Below are 21,475 nucleotides of genomic sequence, written 5' to 3'. Positions count from 1 at the left end.
CCTTACACCCCGAGCCGCTGGATCTTGTGGGTGCCGCGCGCGAGCGAGACGTGCTTGGTCTCCATGTAGAAGTCGAACGAATAGTCGCCGCCGTCGCGGCCGATGCCCGATGCCTTCATGCCGCCGAACGGGGTTGGCAGGTGGCGGACATTCTCCGAGTTCAGCCAGATCATGCCGGCTTCCAGCGCGTCGGCGACGCGCAGCGCGCGGCCCATGTCGCCGGTCCAGACATAGCCGGTAAGGCCGTATTGCACGTCATTGGCGATCGCGATCGCGTCAGCCTCGTCGCGGAACGGGATCACGGTGAGGAACGGCCCGAACACTTCTTCCTGCGCCACGCGCATGGTCTGGCGCGCGCCGGTCACCAGCGTCGGCTCGACGTAATGCCCGCCACCCGGGCCGTCGAACCGCTTGCCGCCGACGGCGATGATCGCACCGTCCTCGCGTGCAACGTCGACATAGGAGCAGACCTTGGCGAGATGCCGCTCGTGGATCAGCGGCCCGAGTTCGGTGGCGGGATCGAGCGGATGACCCACTTTCAGCGCACGCACGCGCGCCGCAAGCTTGGCCGTAAAGGTCTCGGCGATACTCTGCTGCACCAGCAGGCGGCTGGATGAGGTGCAGCGCTCACCGTTGAGCGAGTAGATCATGAACACGACGGCATCGAGCGCGCGGTCGAGATCGGCATCGTCGAACACGATCACCGGGTTCTTGCCGCCGAGCTCGAAATGCACCCGCTTCAGGGTCGGTGCGCCCTGCGCCATGATCGCAGATCCCGTCGAGCTCTCGCCGACGAAGCCGATTGCCTTGATCGCGGGATGCTCGGTCAGCGCCCTGCCGGCCTCCTCCCCGAAGCCATGAACGGTGTTGAGGACGCCGTCGGGAATGCCGGCGTCCTTGGCGAGCTTGGCCAGCCACTGCGCCGTGATCGGCGACCATTCCGCCGGCTTGTGCACGACCGTGCAGCCCGCCGCGAGCGCCGGGGCGATCTTCCAGGTCGACAGCATGAACGGCGTGTTCCACGGCGTGATCACGCCGACAGGCCCGATCGGCACCCGCGTCGAGATGTTCCAATGCTCGTCGCTCGGCGTGCTCAGGCCGTCGCGGGCCTCGGTGCATTTGTCGGCGAAGAAGCGGAAATTCTCGGCGGCGCGGATCGCGGCCTTGGCCATGAAGCGATAGGCCTGACCGGTGTCGATGCATTCGAGCACGGCGATGTCGTCGGCATGATCCTCGATCGCGTCGGCCACGCGATGCAGCAGCTTGCGCCGCATCGCCGGCGCCATGTCGCGCCACGACTTGAAGGCGAGGGCGGCCGACGTCGCCGCGCGATCGATGTCCTCGGCATTGCCGCGCGCGACCTTGGCGAGCACGGCACCGTCGATCGGAGACTTCGTCTCGAACGTCGCGCCTGAGATCGCCGGCACCACCTTGCCGTCGATGAAGTGACCGATGCCCTCGTCCTTCAGCTTCGCGAGCAGGGGAGCGGCACGGTCGAGATTGGCCTTGTAGATGTCGGCTTTGGGACTGGCCTTATCCATGGGATGCCTCCGCTTTCAGGGCGTCGTGGATGTTGTTGCGCTTCCAACTGGTCGCGGCATCGTTGATCTGCATGTCGAAGGACAGCGCGAACTTGCTACTGGCGAAGACTGGGTCGAGGTAATCTGAAAGTGCCTTGAAGACGTGCTCGCCGGCCTTCTGCCGTGCCGCGAGGTCGCGGCCTTCGCCGAGCCGCAGCAGCATCGCGAGGAAGGCGGAATCGGGCTTGCCGTCGGCGATCGCGTAGTGCTCGCAGCGGATCGCGCGCACGCGGATGCCGCCGATCGGAAAGATCCCGGTCTCGCTGGCGGCCTTGCGGACCACTTCGCAAAGGTTGCCCATCATGACAAAGCCGTCGAGATTGGCGGAGTATTCGATGCTGAAATGCGGCATGGTGCGGTCGCTCCGGGGCAGGCGTCAGGCGAAGTAACAGCTCACCGTCCCATACGGGCCGTAGTCGGCCTGGATCGTGTCGCCCTTGCGCGCCTCGATCGGCCGGATGAACGAGCCGGCAAGGACCACCTGTCCCGGCTCCAGCGCGAATCCATTTGCCGCGATCTTGTTGGCGAGCCACGCAACGGCCGTTGCCGGGTTGTTCAGCACGCCGGCGGCCAAGCCGGTCTCTTCCAGTTGACCGTTCTTATAACAGAGTGCGCCGATCCAGCGCAGGTCGGCATCGAGCGGCCGCAGCGGCCGGCCGCCGAGCACGATGCCGGCATTTGCGGCGTTGTCGGCGATCGTGTCGAAGATCTTGCGCGTCGCCTTCGTTTCCTGATCAACCCGCTCGATCCGGGTGTCGAGAATCTCCAATGCCGGCACCACGAAATCGGTCGCGTTGAGCACGTCGAACAGAGTGCAGTCCGGTCCCGAAAGACGATGCTTCATGACGAAGGCAAGCTCCGCCTCGATACGCGTCGCGATGAAGCGGTCGGACGGCACCAGCCCGCCATCGGCAAAGAACATGTCGTCGAGCAGCACGCCCGAATCCGGCTCATCGATGTTCAGCGCGCTCTGCATCGCCTTCGATGTCAACCCGATCTTATGACCCCTGATGACGCGGCCCGCGGCGACCTTGATGCTGATCCAGGCCTCCTGGATCGCATAGGCATCTGCGATGGTGATATCGGGAAACTCCTGCGACAACTGCCTGATCTGGCGGCGGCTCTTTTCGGCCTGATCCAGGCGTAAGGCGCAGCTATGAATCTGGTCGCTCGCAAGAGGCATGGTCTATCGCTCAGAAAAGAGATGGCGGCAGATGATTAACATGTTAAGTTTCAGCCGGCAAACCGAAACGGCGTTTGCTGCAGTGCAAATATTCAGGATGGCCCACGGGAGATTGATGTGAGCGAGACCAGGGCCAAGGTCGCCAGGCAGGCTGCGAAGGAAGCGCGCAAGGTGCCAATGCGCGACTTCTCGCAGTCGCTGCCGATGGCCTTGTTGCGGGCGCGTGAGGCCGTGATGCGGCAGTTTCGCCCCAATCTGCGACAGCACGGCCTGACCGAGCAGCAATGGCGCATCTTGCGCGCGCTGGCGGCGGTCGATGTGATCGAGGTGACGGAGCTGGCGCGGGTCGCGTTCCTGCTCGGGCCCAGCCTCTCTCGCATCCTGCGCGATCTCGAGGCGCGCGGCTTGATTCAGCGCGAAGTCGATAGCCGCGACATGCGCAGGGGCGTGTTGTCGATTTCCGCCAAGGGCATGAAGCTGATCGCGCAGGTCGCGCCGAGCTCAGAGGCGATCTATGCATCGATTGCCAGCCGGTATGGGGCCCGCAAGCTTGCCGCATTGCACAAGATGCTGGGCGAGCTGGAGCAGAGCATCGGCGGCGATCTCGACGCCTCCGACGACGGCGATGGCTGATATGCCGCGGACCAAGCGCAATGGCGCGGTCTCATGCTTGGCAGGCCGTTCGGCGTTTTGATAAGAAGCGATGCAGTCGAGCGGAGAGGGCGTGCGTCGCAGGCATGGCAAACCATGCTAACTCTGTTTTCGCATGCTGATCGAACCCGCGAGTTGTCATGGTCACTATCAAGGTTGCGCATCTCATCGATTTCGTTGCCGATGTCTTCGAACACGCCAATTCCTCGCCGGAGGAGGCCCGCCGGATCGCGACCTATCTGACGACGGCCAACCTGACAGGGCATGACAGCCACGGTGTGATCCGCGTGCCCGTCTATATCCGTTGGCAGAAGATGGGTTCGATCGTGCCCAATCAGACCGCAGAGGTCGTGGTCGACACCCCGTCGCTGGTGGTCGTCGACGGCAAGTTCGGCTACGGCCAGACCGTGACACCACAGGCCGTGAAGATCGGCATCGAGCGTTGCAAGAAGAGCGGCTTGGCTGCGTTGGCGCTGCGTAATTCCGGCCATCTCGGCCGGGTCGGCGACTGGGCGGAGATGGCCGCCGCTGAGGGACTCGTCTCCATTCATTTCGTCACGGCCGCAGGCTCGCTGCTGGTGGCTCCCTATGGCGGAGTCGAGAAGCGGTTCTCGACCGCGCCATATTGTGTCGGCATCCCACGCCAGGGACAGGATCCCATCGTGCTCGATTTCGCGACCTCGATCGTGGCTGAGGGCAAGGTCCTGGTGGCGAGCCGCGGCGGCAAGAAGCTGCCCAAGGGCGCCTTGATCGATGCCGATGGTACGCTCAGCGAGGATCCGGCGGTGCTCTATGGACCCTATGAGGCCGAGGGGACGCGCGACCACACCAAGGGGACGGGAGCGATCCGCGCCTTCGGCGAGCACAAGGGCTCCGGTCTCGCCTTCATCTGTGAGCTGCTTGGCGGCGCCTTGACCGGCACCGGGGCGACGTCGGCAAACCGGCGCTTTGCCAACGGCATGCTCGCGATCTACATCGACCCGAAGGTGGTCGATCCGGCGAGCTTCTTCGATGGTGAGATCACCCGCTACACGGATTTCATCCGGGCGACCAAGCCGGTCTCCGGCGTCGATCAGGTGCTGGTGCCGGGCGATCCCGAGCGCAAGATGCGGGCCGAGCGTACGGCCAATGGCGTGCCCTTGCCCGATGACACCTGGGCGGCAATAGTGAACACGGCACGCGAAGTGGGTGTCAGCGAAGCGAGCATTCAGCGGGCGACATCGTGAAATCAGTGTGACTGCGGGTGGTGCGAAGCATCCATGCTCAAATTGAGCGGGATTGCATTGCGTTGCGCCATCGGCGACAACGAATTCTAATGAGACAGATCGGTTGAACAACAAGGGAAGGAAACGCAGTCGTGGCGAACAATAAGGTCAAGCAGCTCTGGGCCGAAGGCAAGACGGTGGTGAATGCCTGGCTCGCGATCCCCTCGGGCTTTTCCGCGGAGGTCGTGGCTCAGTGCGGCTTCGACAGCGTCACCGTGGACATGCAGCACGGGGTACAGGACTATCTGTCGATGGTGCAGTGCTTTCAGGCGATGCATGGCCATCCGGTCACGCCGATGGTGCGCGTGCCGTGGAATGAGCCCGGCATCATCGGCAAGGTGCTCGATGGCGGTGCCTATGGCGTCATCTGCCCGATGGTCAACACAGCGCAGGAAGCGCGCAACCTCGTTTCCTATTCCAAATATCCGCCCAAGGGTGTGCGCTCCAACGGTCCGATCCGTTCGGGCATGTATGGCGGCGCGGGCGAGTATCAGAAGACGGCCAACGACGAGATCGTGCTGCTGCCGATGATGGAGACCAGGACCGCGGTCGAGAACATGGAAGCCATTCTCGATGTCGAAGGCATCGACGGCGTCTATATCGGTCCCTCCGATCTCGGCTTTTCCTATGGCCTGGTGCCGAAGCTCGATCGTGACGAGCCGGAGATCCTCAAGATCTATGAGAAGATCGTGAAGGAATGCGGCAAGCGCGGGCTCAATCCCGGTATTCATTGCAGCGGCGCCGAGGGCGCTGTCCGCGCCATCAACATGGGCTTTAAGCTCGTGACCTTGTCCAACGAGGTCGGCCTGATGCAGGTCTATGCCCGCCAGCAAGTTGCGCAGACCCGCAAGGACTCCGGCGGCAAGGCCTGAGGCGAATTGCGAATGGGGAGTAGCGAATAGGGGATTCATTCATTCGCTATTCGCAACTCGCTATTCGCATGCCGGTTTGCGACCTACCGATACAAACGAAGAGAGATTGCCATGGCTCCCGCCCCCGTCATCCGTCTTCATCCCGAGGACAGCGTCCTGATCGCGCGTGCGAGTCTGCCGCCCGGCCTCGCGGTTGCCGATGGCGTGGCCACGGTGGACCGCATTCCGGCGGGGCATAAGGTCGCGGTGCGTCCGATCGCGCAGGGCGAGCCCATCCGCCGCTACGGCCAGATCATCGGCTTCGCTACCGCGCCGATCGCGCCGGGGCAGCACGTTCATACACAGAACTGCGGCATGGGCGATTTCGCCAAGGATTATGCCTATGGCGTCGACGTGAAGCCGACGCCGAACTTCGATCTTCCGGCGACGTTCGAGGGCATTCGCCGTCCCGATGGCCGGGTTGCGACCCGCAACTACATCGGCATTCTGACGTCGGTGAACTGCAGCGCGCATGTCGCGGGCCTGGTCGCCGACGTCTTCAAGCGGAATCCCTTCACCGGTGATGATCCGCTCGCCGACTACCCGAACGTCGATGGCGTCGTGGCGCTGACGCACAAGACCGGCTGCGGCATGACGCTCGACGAGCCGCTGAAGCTGCTGCGGCGAACCCTCGGCGGCTACGCGCGTCACGCGAACTTCTCTGCGGTGATCGTGCTCGGTCTCGGTTGCGAGGCCAATCAGATCGGCGGACTGATGGAGGAGCAGAAGCTCGCCGGCCGCCTTCGTGCGATGGACATCCAGGAGGTCGGTGGCACCCGCAAGACCGTCGAGGCCGGCATTGCTTTCGTCAAGGAAGCGCTCGCCGACGCCAACAGGGTCAAGCGCGAGACGGTTCCGGCCAGCGAACTGACGGTCGCGCTGCAGTGTGGCGGCTCCGACGGCTATTCCGGCATCTCGGCCAATCCGGCGCTCGGTGCAGCAAGCGATCTGCTGGTGCGACATGGTGGCACGGTGATCCTGTCGGAGACGCCCGAGACCTATGGCGCCGAGCATCTGCTGACGCGCCGCGCAGTCAGCCGCGACGTCGGCGAGAAGCTCGTCTCCCTGATGCGCTGGTGGGAGGAGTATACGGCGCGCGAGGGTGCGGAGATGAACGCCAATCCCAGCCCGGGCAACAAGGCGGGCGGCCTGACGACGATTCTCGAGAAGTCGCTCGGCGCGATGGCCAAGGCCGGCAGCACCAATCTGGTCGATGTGCTGCATTATGCCGAGGCCGTCACCAAGAAGGGCTTCGTGTTCATGGACACGCCTGGCTACGATCCCGTCGCGGCGACGGGGCAGGTGGCCGGAGGAGCCAATCTCGTTTGCTTCACGACCGGACGCGGCAGCGTGTTCGGCTGCAAGCCGGCGCCGTCCATCAAGCTCGCGACCAACACGCCGATGTACAAGCGGATGGAAGACGACATGGACGTGAATTGCGGCACCATCCTCGACGGCGAGGAGACGGTGCAGGAGTGCGGCCAGCGCATCTTCGAATTGATGCTGAAGACCGCCTCGGGGCAGCCGACCAAGAGCGAGAGCTTCGATTTCGGCGGGGCCGAGTTCGCACCCTGGGTGCTCGGCGCGACGATGTAGCTGGATCACTCAGCTATTCGGCGGCCCCATATCGGGGCTGCCGTCTGACATGTCCCGGCATCTGATCGCAGCTGAGATCGCCAATAGCTGAGACTGGATCGCAACTGAGATCAGATGACAGGTGAGCGCGCCGCCATGTGCTGGCTGTCGTGGGCAGTCCGTCATGGGCTGGCCCTGCCGACGCTCGCGCGACAGCGGCGCAGAGCAATTTACCGCTGGTGGCCCAGGCCGATGCCGAGCGCCAGGGCCTTCTGACGGAGCGAGCCTTCGGTCCGCTTCATGGCCTTGGCGATCTTGGCAACCGGGGTCTTGGACTTCGAGTGCTGCTTCAGCAGCTTGATGTCGGCGGGCGTGTAGGGTTTCCGCGCCAACTTCTTGGTAGCTGCCTTCTTAGCTGTCTTCGCCACTTGATTCTCCTTTTGGCAATGGTGGTCCTAAATAGCATGTGTAGTCGAGCTATCAAGCGATTGCGGCAAATGCAACGCTATTAGTTCTTGTTAGTTCATCATTCGGGGTTAATCCCTGCTTTGAGGGACTGGTCAATCTTCCGTGAGCGCCTGCGCGCCTTCCTGTGGACAACTCTCCGCGTGCGGCTGGAGAGGTTGTTTGTTCTTCTCTCGTTCTTCGTGACGGGCCGGATTGGGGCGCGCAGCGGCCGGAAAAGCGACCGGTGCGTGCAGCTGAAGCACCTGACAGGGGAGGCTCAACTCGACCTACCTGGACCCAAATGCCGCCTTTCGGGCTTAGGATAGTTCAATAGGCAGCTCTGCCCTTTGTTAGTGCTTGATCCCTAAGCACAGCAATGTTCTGCTTAAAAAAGTTGCTGGAGCGCCGAAACCTCGTGTCAATCTACGTCGCATTACATCACGTCACCCATTACAAATACGATCGTCCGGTCGAACTGGGCCCGCAGACCATCCGCCTGCGTCCTGCACCACATACCAGGACCCCCGTGCTGAGCTATTCGCTCAAGGTCACGCCGCCCAACCATTTCGTGAACTGGCAACAGGATCCGCAAGGCAATTGGCTGGCCCGCTACGTTTTCCCTGAGAAGGTGAACGAACTCAAAATCGAGGTCGACTTCACGGCGCAGATGACCGTGATCAATCCGTTCGACTTCTTCGTCGAGCCTTATGCGGACAGTTTTCCCTTTGCCTATCCCGAGGGTCTCAAGGTGGAACTCGCGCCCTATCTCGAGACGATCGAGCCGGGGCCGTTGTTCGCGGAATACTTGAAGTCGATTCCCCGCGATGCGGACAACACCGTCAACTATCTCGTCGAACTCAATGCGCAGTTGCAGAAAAAGATTCGTTATATCATCCGGATGGAGCCCGGTGTTCAAACGCCGGAGGAGACGCTGTCGTCGGCCGCCGGCTCCTGCCGCGACTCGGCGTGGCTGCTGATCCAGACGCTGCGGCATCTCGGCCTCGCCGCCCGCTTCGTCTCCGGCTATTTGATTCAGCTCCGTCCCGACATCGATCCGGTCGAGGGGCCGGTCGAGGTCGAGAATGATTTCACCGATCTGCATGCCTGGGCCGAGGTCTATCTGCCCGGTGCTGGATGGATAGGCTTTGACGTCACCTCGGGCATGCTGGCGGGCGAGGGACACATCCCCGTTGCTGCGACTCCCCACTATCACTCGGCCGCGCCGATCAGCGGCAGCGCCGGAGTTGCCGAGGTCAACTTCAACTTCGAGATGAATGTGAGGCGCATCCGCGAAGCGCCGCGGATCACCCGGCCATTTTCGGATGAGGCGTGGGACCGGCTCGACCGCCTCGGCGAAGCCGTCGATGCCGATCTCGCCGCGAACGACGTGCGGCTCACGATGGGCGGCGAGCCGACCTTCGTGTCGATCGACGACATGGAATCGGCTGAGTGGAATACGGGTGCCGTCGGCCCGGCCAAGCGCGGGCTCGCCGACAGCCTGATCCGGCGTCTGCGCGCGCGCTTCGCGCCCGGCGGTCTGCTGCACTATGGCCAGGGCAAGTGGTATCCCGGCGAAAGCCTGCCGCGCTGGGCGTTCGGACTGTATTGGCGCAAGGATGGTGAGCCGATCTGGCGCAATCCGGACCTGATCGCCAGCGTCGATGGTCCGCGCAAGGCGACGATCCAGGATGCGGAGCGTTTCCTCGACACGGCCGCCGAGACGCTCGGGCTCGAATCCGACTACGTGCTGCCCGCGTTCGAGGATCCCGCGCATTGGCTGCAGAAGGAAGCCGCGCTGCCCGAGAACGTCGACGCACTCGACTCCAAGCTCGCCGATCCCGAAGAGCGCGCACGCATGGCGCGGGTGTTCGACGAAGGGCTGCACATTCCGCGCGGCTTCGTGCTGCCGATCCAGCGCTGGAATGCACAGCCCAGGCGCTGGCGCAGCGAGCGCTGGGGCCTGCGGCGCAAGCGCCTGTTCCTGATTCCCGGCGACTCGCCGCTCGGCCTGCGGTTGCCGATCGGCTCGCTGGCCTACATTCCGCCGGAAGATTTCCCGTATATCCACGAGCAGGACCCGATGGAGGAGCGCGGGCCGCTGCCGATGTTCACGCAGGGGCGTCCGGTGATCGTGCCGCAGGTGCCGCCGTTGCCGAAGCTCGATCGCGCGCCGAAGCCGCAGCAGGACGTTCAGTATCAGTACTGGGGTGGGCTCGGCGTCCGCACTGCGATGTCGGTCGAGATCCGCGATGGCATTCTCTGCGTGTTCATGCCGCCCGTCGAAACCATCGAGGACTACCTGGAGCTCGTCGCAACGGTCGAAGCGACGGCGGAGGCGATGCAGATCAAGGTTCATGTGGAGGGCTATGCGCCGCCGTTCGATCCGCGCATCGAGGTGATCAAGGTGACGCCCGATCCGGGCGTCATCGAGGTCAACATCCAGCCGGCCGCGAGCTGGCGGCAATCGGTCGACATCACCTTCGGACTTTATGAGGATGCTGCAAAGGTGCGGCTCGGCGCCAATCGCTTCCTGATCGACGGCCGCCACACCGGCACCGGCGGCGGCAATCACGTCGTTGTCGGTGGCAGCTCGCCGCCGGATTCGCCGTTCCTGCGCCGCCCGGATCTGCTGAAGAGCCTCGTCCTGTATTGGCAACGGCATCCGTCGCTGTCTTATTTGTTCTCCGGCATGTTCATCGGGCCGACCAGCCAGGCTCCGCGCATCGACGAGGCGCGCCACGACAGTCTCTATGAGCTGGAGATCGCGCTCGCCAATGTGCCACGGATCGGGCAGAGCGTGCCGCTGTGGCTGGTCGACCGGCTGTTCAGGCATCTGCTGGTCGACATCACCGGCAATACCCACCGCTCGGAGATCTGCATCGACAAGCTCTACTCGCCGGAGGGACCGACGGGCCGCCTCGGACTCGTGGAGTTCCGTGCGCTGGAAATGCCGCCCGATCCGCGCATGTCGCTGGCGCAGCAGCTTCTCATCCGTGCGCTGATCGCCAAATTGTGGCGCGAGCCGCAGGAAGGCAAGTTCGTGCGCTGGGGCACGGCGCTGCACGACCGCTTCATGCTGCCTCACTTCATCTGGGACGACTTTCTTGATGTCCTGGATGAGCTGAGGTCGTCCGGCTACGATTTCTCGCCGGAATGGTACCAGGCGCAGCTCGAGTTCCGTTTTCCGACCTTCGGCCGCGTGCAGCATGGCGGCGTGACCTTGGAGCTGCGGCAGGCGCTGGAGCCCTGGCATGTGCTGGGCGAGGAAGGCGCGGCCGGCGGCACGGTGCGCTATGTCGATTCCTCGGTCGAACGACTTCAAGTGAAAGCTGAAGGTTTCATCGAAGGCCGCCACCTCGTGACCTGCAATGGTAGGAGAATGCCGATGACCTTGACGGGGCGTTCGGCGGAGGCGGTGGCGGCGGTTCGTTTCAAGGCGTGGCAGCCGGCCTCCGGTCTGCACCCGACGATTCCAGTGCATGCGCCGCTGACCTTCGACCTGATCGACACCTGGAATGGCCGTTCGCTCGGCGGCTGCGTCTATCACGTCGCCCATCCCGGCGGCCGCAACTACGACACCAAGCCGATCAACTCCTACGAGGCGGAGGCGCGGCGGCTCGCCCGCTTCCAGGATCACGGCCACACTCCCGGACGAATCCCGCTGCCGCCGGAAGAACGCACAAATGAATTCCCGATGACCCTCGACTTGCGCAGGCCGCTCCTGCATTGATGAAACGGAGTTTGCGCGGAGGACCAGGGTATGGACGGCTCGAGCGGCCAGGACCAGGGAGCGAGCCCCGCCGCCGGTCGGCCGGCGGCACGTTCTCCGCTGCGCCGCGCCGAGCATTGGGCGCGCGATTATGCCCGGCTCCCCGGCATCCCCGATGAGTTCATCGGGGCCGACGGCCGACCGCGGCCGGTCTGGACCCGCTTTGCCGAGACCTTCGCCGCACTCGCGCCGAGCGACATCGAGCGCCGCTTCGCCTCCGCCGATCGCCATCTGCGCGAAGCCGGCGTCACCTATCGCTCGCCGGGCGATAACGCCGAGCGGTTGTGGCCTCTGAGCCATCTGCCGCTGCTGATCGACGAGTCCGAATGGGCGCAATTGTCCCAGGGCATCGTCCAGCGCGCCGAGCTGTTCGAGCGGGTGCTGCAGGACATCTATGGCGAGGGACGGCTGCTCGCGAGCGGCGCGCTTCCTGCGGCCGCCGTCGCCGGGTCCAGCGAATATCTGCGCCCGGTCTGCGGCGTCAAACCGCCCGGCGGCCGCTTCCTCAGCATCTACGCCGCCGATATCGGCCGTGGGCCCGACGGCGGCTGGTGGGTGCTCAACGACCGCACCCAGGCGCCGTCCGGCATGGGCTATGCGCTGGAAAACCGGCTGGTGCTGTCGCGCGCCTTCTCCTCGATCTACAAGTCCATGAACGTCGAGCGTCTCGCGCCGTTCTTCGAAGCGTTCCGCGATGCGCTGCGCGCCAGCGCCGATCGTGACGAGCCGCGGATCGGCGTGCTCACGCCGGGCATGTTCAGCGAGACCTATTTCGAGCACGCGACGCTGGCGCGCTATCTCGGCTTCCTGCTGGTCGAGGGCGACGATCTCGCCGTCAGCGGCGACCGCGTGCACATCCGCACCGTCGCCGGCCTCAAGCGCGTCGACGTGCTGCTGCGGCGGCTCGATTCCAACTCGCTCGATCCGCTCGAGCTCGACGCGGCATCGCGGCTCGGCGTTGCCGGACTCATGGACGTCGTGCGCAAGGGCGGCGTCGTGGTCGCCAACATGCCGGGCTCCGGCGTGCTCGAGGCGCGCGCGCTGCTCGGCTTCCTGCCGAGCCTTGCCCGGCGCGTGCTCGGTGAGGATCTCAAGATCCCGCACATCGCGACGTGGTGGTGCGGCCAGAAGTCTGCGCGCGACGAGGTGCTGTCGCGGCTCGAGGAGTTCTCGATCGAAGGCGCCTATGGCCGCGCCGTGCCGGGCTTCGCAAGCAGCGGTCCGGTGCTGGCCGGCGAGCTCTCGGCCGCCGAGCGCGAGCGGCTGCGCGCTGCCATCAGCCAGCGCGGCATCGATTATGTCGGCCAGGAGGTAGTGCGGCTGTCGACCACGCCGGTGTGGCAGGACGGCCGGATCGCGCCGCGGCCGTTCGTGCTGCGGGTGTTCGCGGCGGCCACGCCCGACGGCTGGACCGTGATGCCCGGCGGCTTCTGCCGCATCGCCGACAAGCTCGATGCGCGCGCGGTGTCGATGGGCGACGGCGCGCGCGCCGCCGACGTCTGGGTGGTCGCCGACAAGGCGGTGGCGGCGCGCACCTTGCTGCCGGGCTCCGACAACGTGCGGATACGCCGCATCGCCGGCGTGCTGCCGAGCCGCGCCGCCGACAATCTGTTCTGGCTCGGACGCTATCTGGAGCGCGCCGAGGCCACCGTGCGGCTGATCCGGGCGCTCGCAGCCCAGCATCGTGATCCCGGCAAGGGATCGCCGGCGCAGCTCAACACCTCCGAGCGCATCCAGCGGCTGTTGCTGGCATGGGGCGCTGTTGAGCAGACCTCGCGCAGCAAGGGATTCCAGGTGGCTGCCGAAGCCTTGCAGGCCGAGGCGCAGTTCGGCTCGGCGCTCTCGCTGCTCAGATCGGCGCAGCGCACCGCGACCTCGCTGCGCGAGCGCCTCTCGCCCGACGCCTGGCAGGTCATCACCGAGATGCCGAATCGGCTGGCGCAGGAGGCCGAGGATGAGGACGCCGTCGTCAGCATCGCCGAGCTCACGCTCGACCGGCTCGCGAGCTTCGCCGGCCTTGCCCAGGAGAACATGAACCGCGCCGCCGGCTGGCGCTTCCTCGACATGGGTCGCCGCGCCGAGCGCGCCATCAACACCGCGCGGTTCGCGCGGCAGTTCGGCTATGACGAGGCGACGCCCGAGGATCTCGACGTCCTGCTCACCCTGGTCGATTGTCAGATCACCTATCGCTCGCGCTATCTGATCGGCCCGGCGCTGGCGCCGATCCGCGATCTCGTCGTGCTCGACCTCTATAACCCGCGCTCGGTCGCGTTCCAGGTCGAGCTGCTGAACGAGCACATTGCGAGCCTGCCGGTCCTGAAGGAGAACGGGCTGATCGAGCGGCCGCAACGCCTCGCGATCTCGCTGGGCGCGCGGCTGACCGCAGCGGAGGCGGCCCATCTCGACGGCCGCACGCTGTTTGCACTGGAGCAGGACCTGCTCAATCTGGCGGAGGCGATTGGCCAGCACTATTTCCCGCATGGTCCGAACGCGACGCGGCCGGAAAAGCTGACGGGCCTCGCGTGATCTACGACATCCGGCATGTCACGACCTATGAGTATGAGAGCGCCGTCAGCTTTGCCCGCTGCTCGTTGCGCCTGGAGCCGCTTAGCGGCGACGGCCAGGAGCTGATCTCGCATAGCATCGACATCCGCCCGCGTCCCTCGGAGCGGACGGCGCGGCGCGATTTCTTCGGCACGCTGACCGAGAGCATCGTGATCGACACTCAGCACCGCCACCTGCGCATCGACTCGCGCTCGCGGGTGAGGCTGTCGCGCACACCGCCGGAGCGCGATGCGCCGAGCGCGGCCTGGGAGGACGTGCGCGATGCCGCCTTCGAGGCGACGAGCCTCGGCCCGTCGTCGCCGATCGGCTACGTCTTCGCCAGCGCGCTGGTGCCGGTGCTGGAGCCGGTGACGGACTATGCCGCGGCAAGCTTTCGCGCCGGCACCGGCATCGTTGCCGGCGCGGCCGACCTCATGCGGCGCATCCGCAAGGAGTTCAGATACGATCCGAAGGCGACCGTGATCTCGACCCCGTTGCGCGAGGTGTTCGACAATCGCCACGGCGTCTGCCAGGATTTTGCTCATATCATGATCGCCGGCCTGCGCGGTCTCGGTCTGCCCGCGGCCTATGTCAGCGGCTATCTGCGCACCATCCCGCCCGAGGGCCAGCCGCCGCTGCAGGGCGCCGACGCCACCCATGCCTGGGTGTCGCTGTGGGGTGGCGAGGAGCTGGGCTGGATCGGCTTCGATCCGACCAATGATCTCCTGGTCGGCAATGATCACATCATCCTCGGCATGGGCCGCGACTTCTCCGACGTCTCGCCGGTCGATGGCATCATCGTCGGTTCGCGCAAGCAGAAGCTCGGCGTCGCCGTCGATGTGGTGATGGTCGAGTAGGGTTCCCTCACGGGGAACGGCCGGAACATTTTTCCCGCATCGCACTTGATCCGCCCGAGGGGCCCGAATGGGGGCTGGCTGACCCTTTCGAGCGATGGAGTGATCGACATGAAACGCGTTGCAATCGTCATTGGCCTCGTCGGCGCCTGCGTCGCCGGCAGCGCCTCGGCCCAGCCGAGTGCGAACCTCACCGGCACCTACCGCTGCATCCAGATGTGCCGCGACGGCATGATCGGCGCGCCGGCCTTCGTGACGCAGAACGGCGATGCCGTGAACCTGACCACCGAGACCGGTGAGTCCCTCCAGGCTTGGCCGGACTGGAATGCTCCCAATAGCCGGCTGTGGATCGATGCGCGCGACGAAAGCGCGGTGTATTCGCCCGACGGCATGCGCATTCAGTTCGACGACGGCCGCGTCTGGGAGCGCGACCTGCCGCCGCCGCTGATCGTGCGCCGCGCGCCGGTCGTGTACGGGCGATAAGCGATCGCCATTGCTACCAAGGCCCTCGCGCACGCGGGGGCCTTGGTTTGCGGGTGAGATGAAAGGTGCCGGCCTCACAATCACTGTCGTCCCGGCGAACGCCGGGATCCATAACCCCAACTGAGTGATGGGCGGCACGCTGTTAGCAGCATCTCGCACGTCACTCCTGCTGCGGAGTATGAGTCCCGGGCTTGCCTGGGACGACGGCGAGTTTGTTGCACGGTCTCTCCACCATTCGCGCTGCGGCGGGATACTTTCCGCTATCATTGTCCGCGAAAGCAGACGATCCAGTATTCCTCAGCAGGGGTGATGAATCGAGACGCCGCGGCGTACTGGATGCCCGCCTGCGCGGACATGACACGGAGTATGAGGCAGCGTTCTCGCGACATGATCTGTCCGAGTCATGAAGGATAGCTCGAACCCTCTGAGAACAAGAGGGCGCAGGGAATGCCGGGTGATGGCCTCACCCATGGCCCGCCTGCGAAAAGAATGCAGGCGGCAGGAACCACAGGCAAAGCCGGATCAACCGGCATTCCCTGCGCGATGGCTTTACGGCTTATACGTGGTCTCCCTGGTGCGCCGGGCTTTCTGGCCACCATCCCCAGCGCGATCGCATTGCGCCAGGTTGACACCAGCATCGGGGTGTCGGGACATCACGACTTCACCGTGCGCATCATGCCGTTCGTCCGCGCGACTGATCACGCTGCAGCACCACACGCCCACCGCTCCCCAGGCTCCACGTTCGTGACGACCGCGATACGCCCCTCTCACGAGCCCGGGATGGCCGGAAACATCGGTCTGATTTGCCCGACGACACAAGTGGGCAAGCGTGCGACAAACTGGCACGACGGGCAATTGGCGAATAGTGGATATGTCGACGTGATAATGTCTCTTGTAGACCAACTCGGTGAGGAAAATCAGAACGAACTAGTTAATAAGCCCACTGGCGTTAGTCTACGCCCGGCTTGCAGTGGCCGCATTTTCCTATGTCGCTAAACCCAGGGAAGGCCTCGACCATATAGGTCTCTGCCTCCTCAAGACTTACAAAGGGGCGCGACCATCCAGTGTGTCCGGAGTTGTTTCTCTCTTGGTTTTCCTGCCCTTTGCCATCGCGGCAGTGAGGGCATGATCCCTTATGTATGCGCGCTCGTTTGACCGGCGTCATATAGGAGACATAGAAGCTCATTTCAAAATCCTCTCGCCATTAATTCGCCGCAAGTGTGAAGAAATCATAGCGCAGCGGGAGGTTAAGTCCAATGATCCGGCAGAAAAACGGAAAATGGGTGGCCTATTGTGATGGTGAGTGCGGTGCTTCGGTGGCGCCGGGCTTGCGATCGTTTCAACAAACAATCAACTACGTAAGTCGCATTGAATCGTGGGATAATCGAAGAGACCGAGATGGGCAATGGCATAACTATTGTCCAGTTTGCGCTGAATATGCGCGGCCCGAACTTGAAGTGGCTGGCCTCCATTTTGGAAGACGGTCATTTCTTGATGATCAATAGGCCGGATACCCTACTTCTTCAGCACTTCCGCATCTGCAAACAATGCTCTCGCCCCTCGACATCAGTCCGAAACGACTCGATGAAGCCGCCCTGGCGCTGGGTCACATACACGGTCTTGCCGTCGCTGCCGCCGAAGGCGAGGTTGGTCGGCTCCTTGGCTTTCAGCGCGATCTCCCTGATCATGCGCCCATCCGGCGCCAGCATGGCGATGCTGCCCTTGAGGATGCGCGCGACCAGCAGCCGGCCGCTGGCGTCGGTGCGCAGTCCGTCGATCGTGTTCGGCTCGAAGGTCTTGATCAGCTTCGGCCGTGTCAGCGCGTCGCCGTCGATCGCATAGGACCAGATCTCGCCGCTGTTGGATTCGCCGACATAGAGCGTGCGGCCGTCGGGGCTGAGATCGATGCCGTTGGCGGTGCCCATGGCGCGTGGCGCGATCATCGCCACGCCCTGCATCACGCCATCAGCGCCCTTCGCAATGCGCCAGACGCGGCCGCTGCGCGCCTTCCAGTTGGGATCGCTCGCATAGATGGTGCCGTCGCGTGACAGCGTGACGTCGTTGGGCTGGCTCATGTCGTCGGCATGGAAGACGAGGCGGGGCTCGGTGGTGCCGGGCGCGATGGCGAAGATGTTGTGCTTCTTGTAGTCGGCGACGAACATGACGCCGGCAGCGTCGATGCGGATCGCATTGCCGATGCTGCCGTCGGGCAGCTCGGTGAATTTCTCCGAGGCCGTCGCTTCCGGCGCCAGCCTGCCGATCGTGCCGGGTTTGCTGATATTGACCACGAACAGATTGCCGTCGCGGTCGACGGCGGGGCCCTCGATGCCGAAGGTGTATTCGCCTGACGGTGTGAGCTGCGTGCTCTCGAACAGTTTTGGTGCGGCCAGAGCAGGGACGGTCGCAAGGACGAGCATTGCGAGTCCCGCCAAACGCGGGATGCGTAGGGTGGGCAAGGGCGCGATGCGACGCTGCTTCCGAGCCAACACCGTGTGCGGCACGCCGTGCCCACCATCGCGGGCAGCGGTGCTCGCGACTACCCCCACCCCCGACCCCTCCCTGCAAGGGGGAGGGGAGCACACTGCGCCTGTGGCAGTCGCTTTGCTCATCCCAGGGATGATCTCGTCGCGTCCGTCAGAGCGGCACCAGAAACTGCTGTTGGATGTAATAGCCATCGTCGTCCGTGCAGGTGCCGTTGAGATAGGTGTCGGCTGGCCGGAAGAAACGGCTGAAGCCGGGCTTATTGACGGCAGACCTCTCGGTCACCACGACGATCTTGCCGAACGGAATGTCGCCGCATTCGCGGCCGTCCGCGGCGAAGAACTTGCGGTGCGGCGGGCCACCCGCTTTGACCCGCATCCGCGTGCCTGGAACCAGGCGCGCGACGAGGTCGTCGGCCACATCAAGCAGTTTCGCATAGCCTGGTTCCGTCTTGATCAGGTCGGCCCCGGGCGGCATCTGCCGCTCGGCACCCAACCCGCGCAATCGCTGACGCAGCCGGCCGGCTTCGGAATCGCCGGGATAGATCCAGCCGTCCTGGGCCAGCATGAAGCGCAGCACCGCGAGGTCCTTGTCTCGATCGGATTGCCCGGCCTCGAGGCCGAAATCCGAATGGCAACCGCGACAATGTTTCTCGACGAGGTTCTTGCGCACCATCGCCAACCGCGCGCGCCCGGCAGCATCGTCCATCACCAAGGCGGCCAGCCGGTCGATCAGTTGATCGCTTCTCGTGTCGCAAGGCAACGGCTCGGGTGCAGCCTCGTCCGTGCGGTCGATCCGGATCACGGTCTGGTTCTTGTCCTCCACCAGCCAGATCGCGCCGTCGTCGGCCACGGTCATGCCGACCGGCGCGCCTTGCGGCCGGATGCCGTTGACGCGATGCCAGCCGGTGATGACCTCGTCGAACGCCGCAGCCGGCGCGGGACCGGCTGCGGTCTGGAAAGCGCGGGTCGGCTCGGCGGCGCAGCTCACATGATAGCGCACCGGCGCCGGGCTCACTTTCGGGAAACCACGCTCGTCGACCTCATAGGCGAGCAGCCGGCTGCCGGTCGGCCGGTAGCCATGCAGGCCGACCAGCAGCCTGCCCTTCAACTCGTCGAAGCGATCGCCCGTGTAGTAGAGCATGCCGAGCGGCGCGCCGTGCGGTGGCAGCAGCGACCAGGGCTGCTTGTAGAGCGCGGTCTCATTGCAGAAGTTTCTGAGAGCGCCGGATTGCAGCACGCGCCTGAACTCCGGGCTCGGCGTCGCGAGATCGGTGCAATAGGGCCAGCCGTAGTGGCGTCCTTGCTCGATCGCATTGATCTCCTCGTTGGGTGCGAACACGTCCTGCAGATCGCGCGCGTTCTCGCCCTGCAGGAAGGCGGTGCCGGGATCGGGAAAGCGCGGATGCAGGGCCAGCGCCATCGAGTTGCGCAGGCCGCGCGCGTAGACCTCGTGCGGCGGCGAGGGATCGCCGGATTTCAGCGCCGCAAAGACGCCGCCGGCCGGTGGCGTGAACAGCCAGATCGCGGCGAGCCCCGAGGTGCCTTCACCGGCGGCGCAGGGCTGCGTGATCGGCGCCGGCGACAGGCAGTTGTCGCTGGGCGAGCCGATATTGACGAACAGCCGTCCGGTGCGGTCGAAGGCGAATGCCTTCAGCGGATGCGCACTTTCCGATAGGCGCGTGCCGTCGGGCAGCGTGAGGCGGCGTCCCGGCAGGTCGCGGATGATGGTCTCGATCGTTGCTTTCGGATTGCTCGCGAGCGGATCGAAGCGGAAGATCGACGTATCGGTGGCGGCGTAGATCTTGCCGTCGGGACCGGCCGCAAGCCCGAACGGATAGGACAGCCGCATGATCGCCTCGCGGAGGCGCTGGCCGGCGGGCGCCGCGGGATCGAGGATCAGCAGCCGGCCGTCGTCATGGCCCCAGCCGCCCATGTCCGCGATCACGAACAGCCGATGGCCGGGGATCTGCACGATGCCGCGCGGAAATCGCAGGCCGTCGTCGCGGCTGGCGACGAGGCCGGCGCAGAAGCCGGGCTTCATGTCGATCTGGAGGCGCGGAAAGGCGAGGGCGCCGTCGCCGCAACTGGCCGGGCCGAGCGCGTAGCCGCTGCGGACCGTCGCGTTGTCGGCGCGGCAAGCTCCGATGCCGATGAGCATGGCAGTCGCGACGGCTGCAAGACTGTGCCACGACCATCTCATGCGTTGGTCCCGATCAATGAAGCAGATTGTATTGGATGACGTAGGCGGCGGCGCCGGCAAAATAGCCAAGCAAGGCGATGCCGCTGATGCGGCGCACGTACCAGAAGAAGTGGATGTTCTCGAGCCCCATCGCGGCGACGCCGGCCGCCGAGCCGATGATCAGGATCGAGCCGCCGGTGCCGGCGCAATAGGCGACGAACTCCCACAGAAAACTGTCCGGCGGAAACTGGCTCAGGCTGTACATGCCCATCGACGCCGCGACCAGCGGCACGTTGTCGATCACGGCGCTGGCGAGCCCGAGCACGATCACGATCAGATCGAGCCGGCCGACGGTACGGTCGAGCCATTGCGCCAGCGCCTCGAGGATGTGGGTGTGCTCGAGCGCGGCGACTGCCAGCAGGATGCCGATGAAGAACACGATCGAGGGCATGTCGATCCGGGTCAGCGCATGCACCAGGGTCAGGCGCTGCTTCTGCTCGGAGGCCTTCTCGCGATGGACGATCTCGCCGACCATCCACAAGAGGCCAAGGCCGAACAGGATGCCCATGAACGGCGGCAGGTGGGTCACCGCCTTGAACACCGGCACGGCGACCAGGATGCCAAGGCCCATGAAGAACATCAAATTGCGCTCGAACGGCAGGATCGGGCTGATCGAGGCGAGGCCGGCGCTCGCCGGCGGCACCAGCTGCTTGCCGCGCAGGGTGAAGCTGACGACGGCGAGCGGGACCAGCAGGTTCAAGAGCGAGGGGATGAAGACCGACTTCATGATCGCGAGCGGCGTGATCTGGCCGCCGATCCACAGCATGGTGGTGGTGACGTCGCCGATCGCCGACCAGGCGCCGCCGGCATTGGCGGCGATGACGATGATCGATGCGAAGACCAGGCGGTCCTCGTCGCGGCCGGACAGCTTCTTCATCAGCGACACCATCACGATTGCGGTGGTGAGGTTGTCGAGCATGGCGCTGAGAAAGAAGGTGACGAAGCCGACCAGCCAGACCAGGGTGACCTGGTTGCGGGTGCCGATCAGCGAGGTCACGACCTCGAAGCCGTTGTGGGCGTCGATGACCTCGACGATGGTCATCGCCCCGATCAGGAAGAAGATGATCTGCGCGGTCGAGGCCACGGACTCGTTGAGCTCGGCCGCGACCGTCGGCGCCGTCCCGCCCATGACGGCGTAGACGGTCCACATCAGGCCGGCGCCGACCAGGGCGGTGGCCGCCTTGTTGATCCGGAACGGGTGTTCCAGCGCCACCACGGCATAGGCGAGCGTGAAGACGGCGACGATGGCAGCGGTCATCGCGGGGGATTTCCGGTCATGAATCTCGGCATGGGCAGCGTGGAACCGCCCCAGATATGACCGATCGGCGGTCCGCCAGCAAGCAGGGGACCGAAACCGCGTCGGGTCCTACACCAGCGCCGACGCGATCGCGTCGGCGTGGCTGCGGATGGCGCGGATCTCGGCCGCGCTGCGGCGCGCACGGTCTTCCGCATCTTCAAGATCGTAGCAGCATGGAGCTCGGCAAAAGCTTG

The 21,475-nt window shown here is 64.9% G+C and carries 15 protein-coding genes; 8 read left to right on the top strand and 7 right to left on the bottom strand.

All coding sequences use genetic code 11. The features are described from left to right. Window positions 1-2: 2 nt before the first annotated feature. The 3 genes from hpaE to hpaH are packed head-to-tail and all read right to left on the bottom strand — an operon-like array spanning window position 3 to window position 2,763. The gene (gene hpaE, locus QX124_RS20335; protein WP_315737275.1) at window positions 3-1,541 is read right to left on the bottom strand and encodes a 5-carboxymethyl-2-hydroxymuconate semialdehyde dehydrogenase; all 1,539 of its coding nucleotides are present in this window, start codon (window positions 1,539-1,541) and stop codon (window positions 3-5) included. After that, a complete protein-coding gene (locus QX124_RS20330; RefSeq protein ID WP_315737276.1) occupies window positions 1,534-1,932 on the bottom strand; it encodes a 5-carboxymethyl-2-hydroxymuconate Delta-isomerase in 399 nt (132 codons plus the stop codon). Before QX124_RS20330 ends, hpaE begins: the two co-directional genes overlap by 8 nt. A 24-nt stretch (window positions 1,933-1,956) precedes the next feature. Next, a complete protein-coding gene (gene hpaH, locus QX124_RS20325) occupies window positions 1,957-2,763 on the bottom strand; it encodes a 2-oxo-hept-4-ene-1,7-dioate hydratase (RefSeq protein WP_315798085.1) in 807 nt (268 codons plus the stop codon). Between the two features lie 177 nt (window positions 2,764-2,940). On the opposite strand from hpaH, the gene hpaR reads away from it, so the two are divergent. The 4 genes from hpaR to QX124_RS20305 all read left to right on the top strand — a co-directional run bounded on the left by hpaR (window position 2,941) and on the right by QX124_RS20305 (window position 7,186). After that, complete coding sequence (gene hpaR / locus QX124_RS20320) at window positions 2,941-3,396, top strand: homoprotocatechuate degradation operon regulator HpaR (RefSeq protein WP_409977900.1); 456 nt, start codon at window positions 2,941-2,943, stop codon at window positions 3,394-3,396. Between the two features lie 158 nt (window positions 3,397-3,554). Further along, window positions 3,555-4,640, top strand: coding sequence for a malate/lactate/ureidoglycolate dehydrogenase (locus tag QX124_RS20315; protein WP_315779659.1), 1,086 nt, complete (start codon window positions 3,555-3,557; stop codon window positions 4,638-4,640). Window positions 4,641-4,771: 131 nt separating this feature from the next. Next, window positions 4,772-5,551, top strand: coding sequence for an HpcH/HpaI aldolase family protein (locus QX124_RS20310; RefSeq protein WP_315714912.1), 780 nt, complete (start codon window positions 4,772-4,774; stop codon window positions 5,549-5,551). A 111-nt stretch (window positions 5,552-5,662) separates the two neighbouring features. After that, window positions 5,663-7,186, top strand: coding sequence for an altronate dehydratase family protein (locus QX124_RS20305; protein WP_315798084.1), 1,524 nt, complete (start codon window positions 5,663-5,665; stop codon window positions 7,184-7,186). 209 nt (window positions 7,187-7,395) lie between these two features. Here the strand turns inward: QX124_RS20305 and QX124_RS20300 are convergent, their stop codons facing one another. Beyond that, the gene (locus QX124_RS20300; protein ID WP_008964013.1) at window positions 7,396-7,593 is read right to left on the bottom strand and encodes a hypothetical protein; all 198 of its coding nucleotides are present in this window, start codon (window positions 7,591-7,593) and stop codon (window positions 7,396-7,398) included. 434 nt (window positions 7,594-8,027) lie between these two features. On the opposite strand from QX124_RS20300, the gene QX124_RS20295 reads away from it, so the two are divergent. The 4 genes from QX124_RS20295 to QX124_RS20280 all read left to right on the top strand — a co-directional run bounded on the left by QX124_RS20295 (window position 8,028) and on the right by QX124_RS20280 (window position 15,262). After that, window positions 8,028-11,342, top strand: coding sequence for a transglutaminase family protein (locus QX124_RS20295; RefSeq protein ID WP_315798083.1), 3,315 nt, complete (start codon window positions 8,028-8,030; stop codon window positions 11,340-11,342). Window positions 11,343-11,372: 30 nt separating this feature from the next. Beyond that, window positions 11,373-13,907, top strand: coding sequence for a circularly permuted type 2 ATP-grasp protein (locus QX124_RS20290; RefSeq protein ID WP_315798082.1), 2,535 nt, complete (start codon window positions 11,373-11,375; stop codon window positions 13,905-13,907). Continuing rightward, window positions 13,904-14,782, top strand: coding sequence for a transglutaminase family protein (locus tag QX124_RS20285; RefSeq protein WP_315798081.1), 879 nt, complete (start codon window positions 13,904-13,906; stop codon window positions 14,780-14,782). The genes QX124_RS20290 and QX124_RS20285 overlap by 4 nt, the downstream gene beginning before the upstream one ends. A 99-nt stretch (window positions 14,783-14,881) precedes the next feature. Then, on the top strand, window positions 14,882-15,262 hold the full coding sequence (locus QX124_RS20280) for a hypothetical protein (protein WP_315714907.1): 381 nt from the start codon (window positions 14,882-14,884) through the stop codon (window positions 15,260-15,262). A gap of 1,523 nt (window positions 15,263-16,785) precedes the next feature. On the opposite strand, the gene QX124_RS20275 is transcribed toward QX124_RS20280, so the two are convergent. The 3 genes from QX124_RS20275 to nhaD form a co-directional block, all read right to left on the bottom strand. Further along, the gene (locus QX124_RS20275) at window positions 16,786-17,679 is read right to left on the bottom strand and encodes an SMP-30/gluconolactonase/LRE family protein (protein WP_315798080.1); all 894 of its coding nucleotides are present in this window, start codon (window positions 17,677-17,679) and stop codon (window positions 16,786-16,788) included. Window positions 17,680-17,896: 217 nt separating this feature from the next. Further along, entirely contained in the window at window positions 17,897-19,903 is a 2,007-nt protein-coding gene (locus tag QX124_RS20270) for a PQQ-dependent sugar dehydrogenase (RefSeq protein WP_315798079.1), read from the bottom strand. A 55-nt stretch (window positions 19,904-19,958) separates the two neighbouring features. Then, on the bottom strand, window positions 19,959-21,242 hold the full coding sequence (gene nhaD / locus QX124_RS20265) for a sodium:proton antiporter NhaD (protein ID WP_315776482.1): 1,284 nt from the start codon (window positions 21,240-21,242) through the stop codon (window positions 19,959-19,961). Window positions 21,243-21,475 lie beyond the last annotated feature (233 nt).

The sequence above is a fragment of the Bradyrhizobium sp. SZCCHNRI3043 genome (assembly GCF_032377735.1).
GTDB lineage: Bacteria > Pseudomonadota > Alphaproteobacteria > Rhizobiales > Xanthobacteraceae > Bradyrhizobium.
Note: the sequence above shows the minus strand (reverse complement) of the source record. Positions and strands in the feature narration are given on the sequence as shown.

What these genes read in the sequence shown, in the direction of transcription:
- hpaE (WP_315737275.1), bottom strand. Translation starts at nt 1,541, where the DNA reads ATGGATAAGGCCAGTCCCAAAGCCGACATCTACAAGGCCAATCTCGAC.
- QX124_RS20330 (WP_315737276.1), bottom strand. Translation starts at nt 1,932, where the DNA reads ATGCCGCATTTCAGCATCGAATACTCCGCCAATCTCGACGGCTTTGTC.
- hpaH (WP_315798085.1), bottom strand. Translation starts at nt 2,763, where the DNA reads ATGCCTCTTGCGAGCGACCAGATTCATAGCTGCGCCTTACGCCTGGAT.
- hpaR (WP_409977900.1), top strand. Translation starts at nt 2,941, where the DNA reads ATGCGCGACTTCTCGCAGTCGCTGCCGATGGCCTTGTTGCGGGCGCGT.
- QX124_RS20315 (WP_315779659.1), top strand. Translation starts at nt 3,555, where the DNA reads ATGGTCACTATCAAGGTTGCGCATCTCATCGATTTCGTTGCCGATGTC.
- QX124_RS20305 (WP_315798084.1), top strand. Translation starts at nt 5,663, where the DNA reads ATGGCTCCCGCCCCCGTCATCCGTCTTCATCCCGAGGACAGCGTCCTG.
- QX124_RS20290 (WP_315798082.1), top strand. Translation starts at nt 11,373, where the DNA reads ATGGACGGCTCGAGCGGCCAGGACCAGGGAGCGAGCCCCGCCGCCGGT.
- QX124_RS20275 (WP_315798080.1), bottom strand. Translation starts at nt 17,679, where the DNA reads ATGCTCGTCCTTGCGACCGTCCCTGCTCTGGCCGCACCAAAACTGTTC.
- QX124_RS20270 (WP_315798079.1), bottom strand. Translation starts at nt 19,903, where the DNA reads ATGCTCATCGGCATCGGAGCTTGCCGCGCCGACAACGCGACGGTCCGC.
- nhaD (WP_315776482.1), bottom strand. Translation starts at nt 21,242, where the DNA reads ATGACCGCTGCCATCGTCGCCGTCTTCACGCTCGCCTATGCCGTGGTG.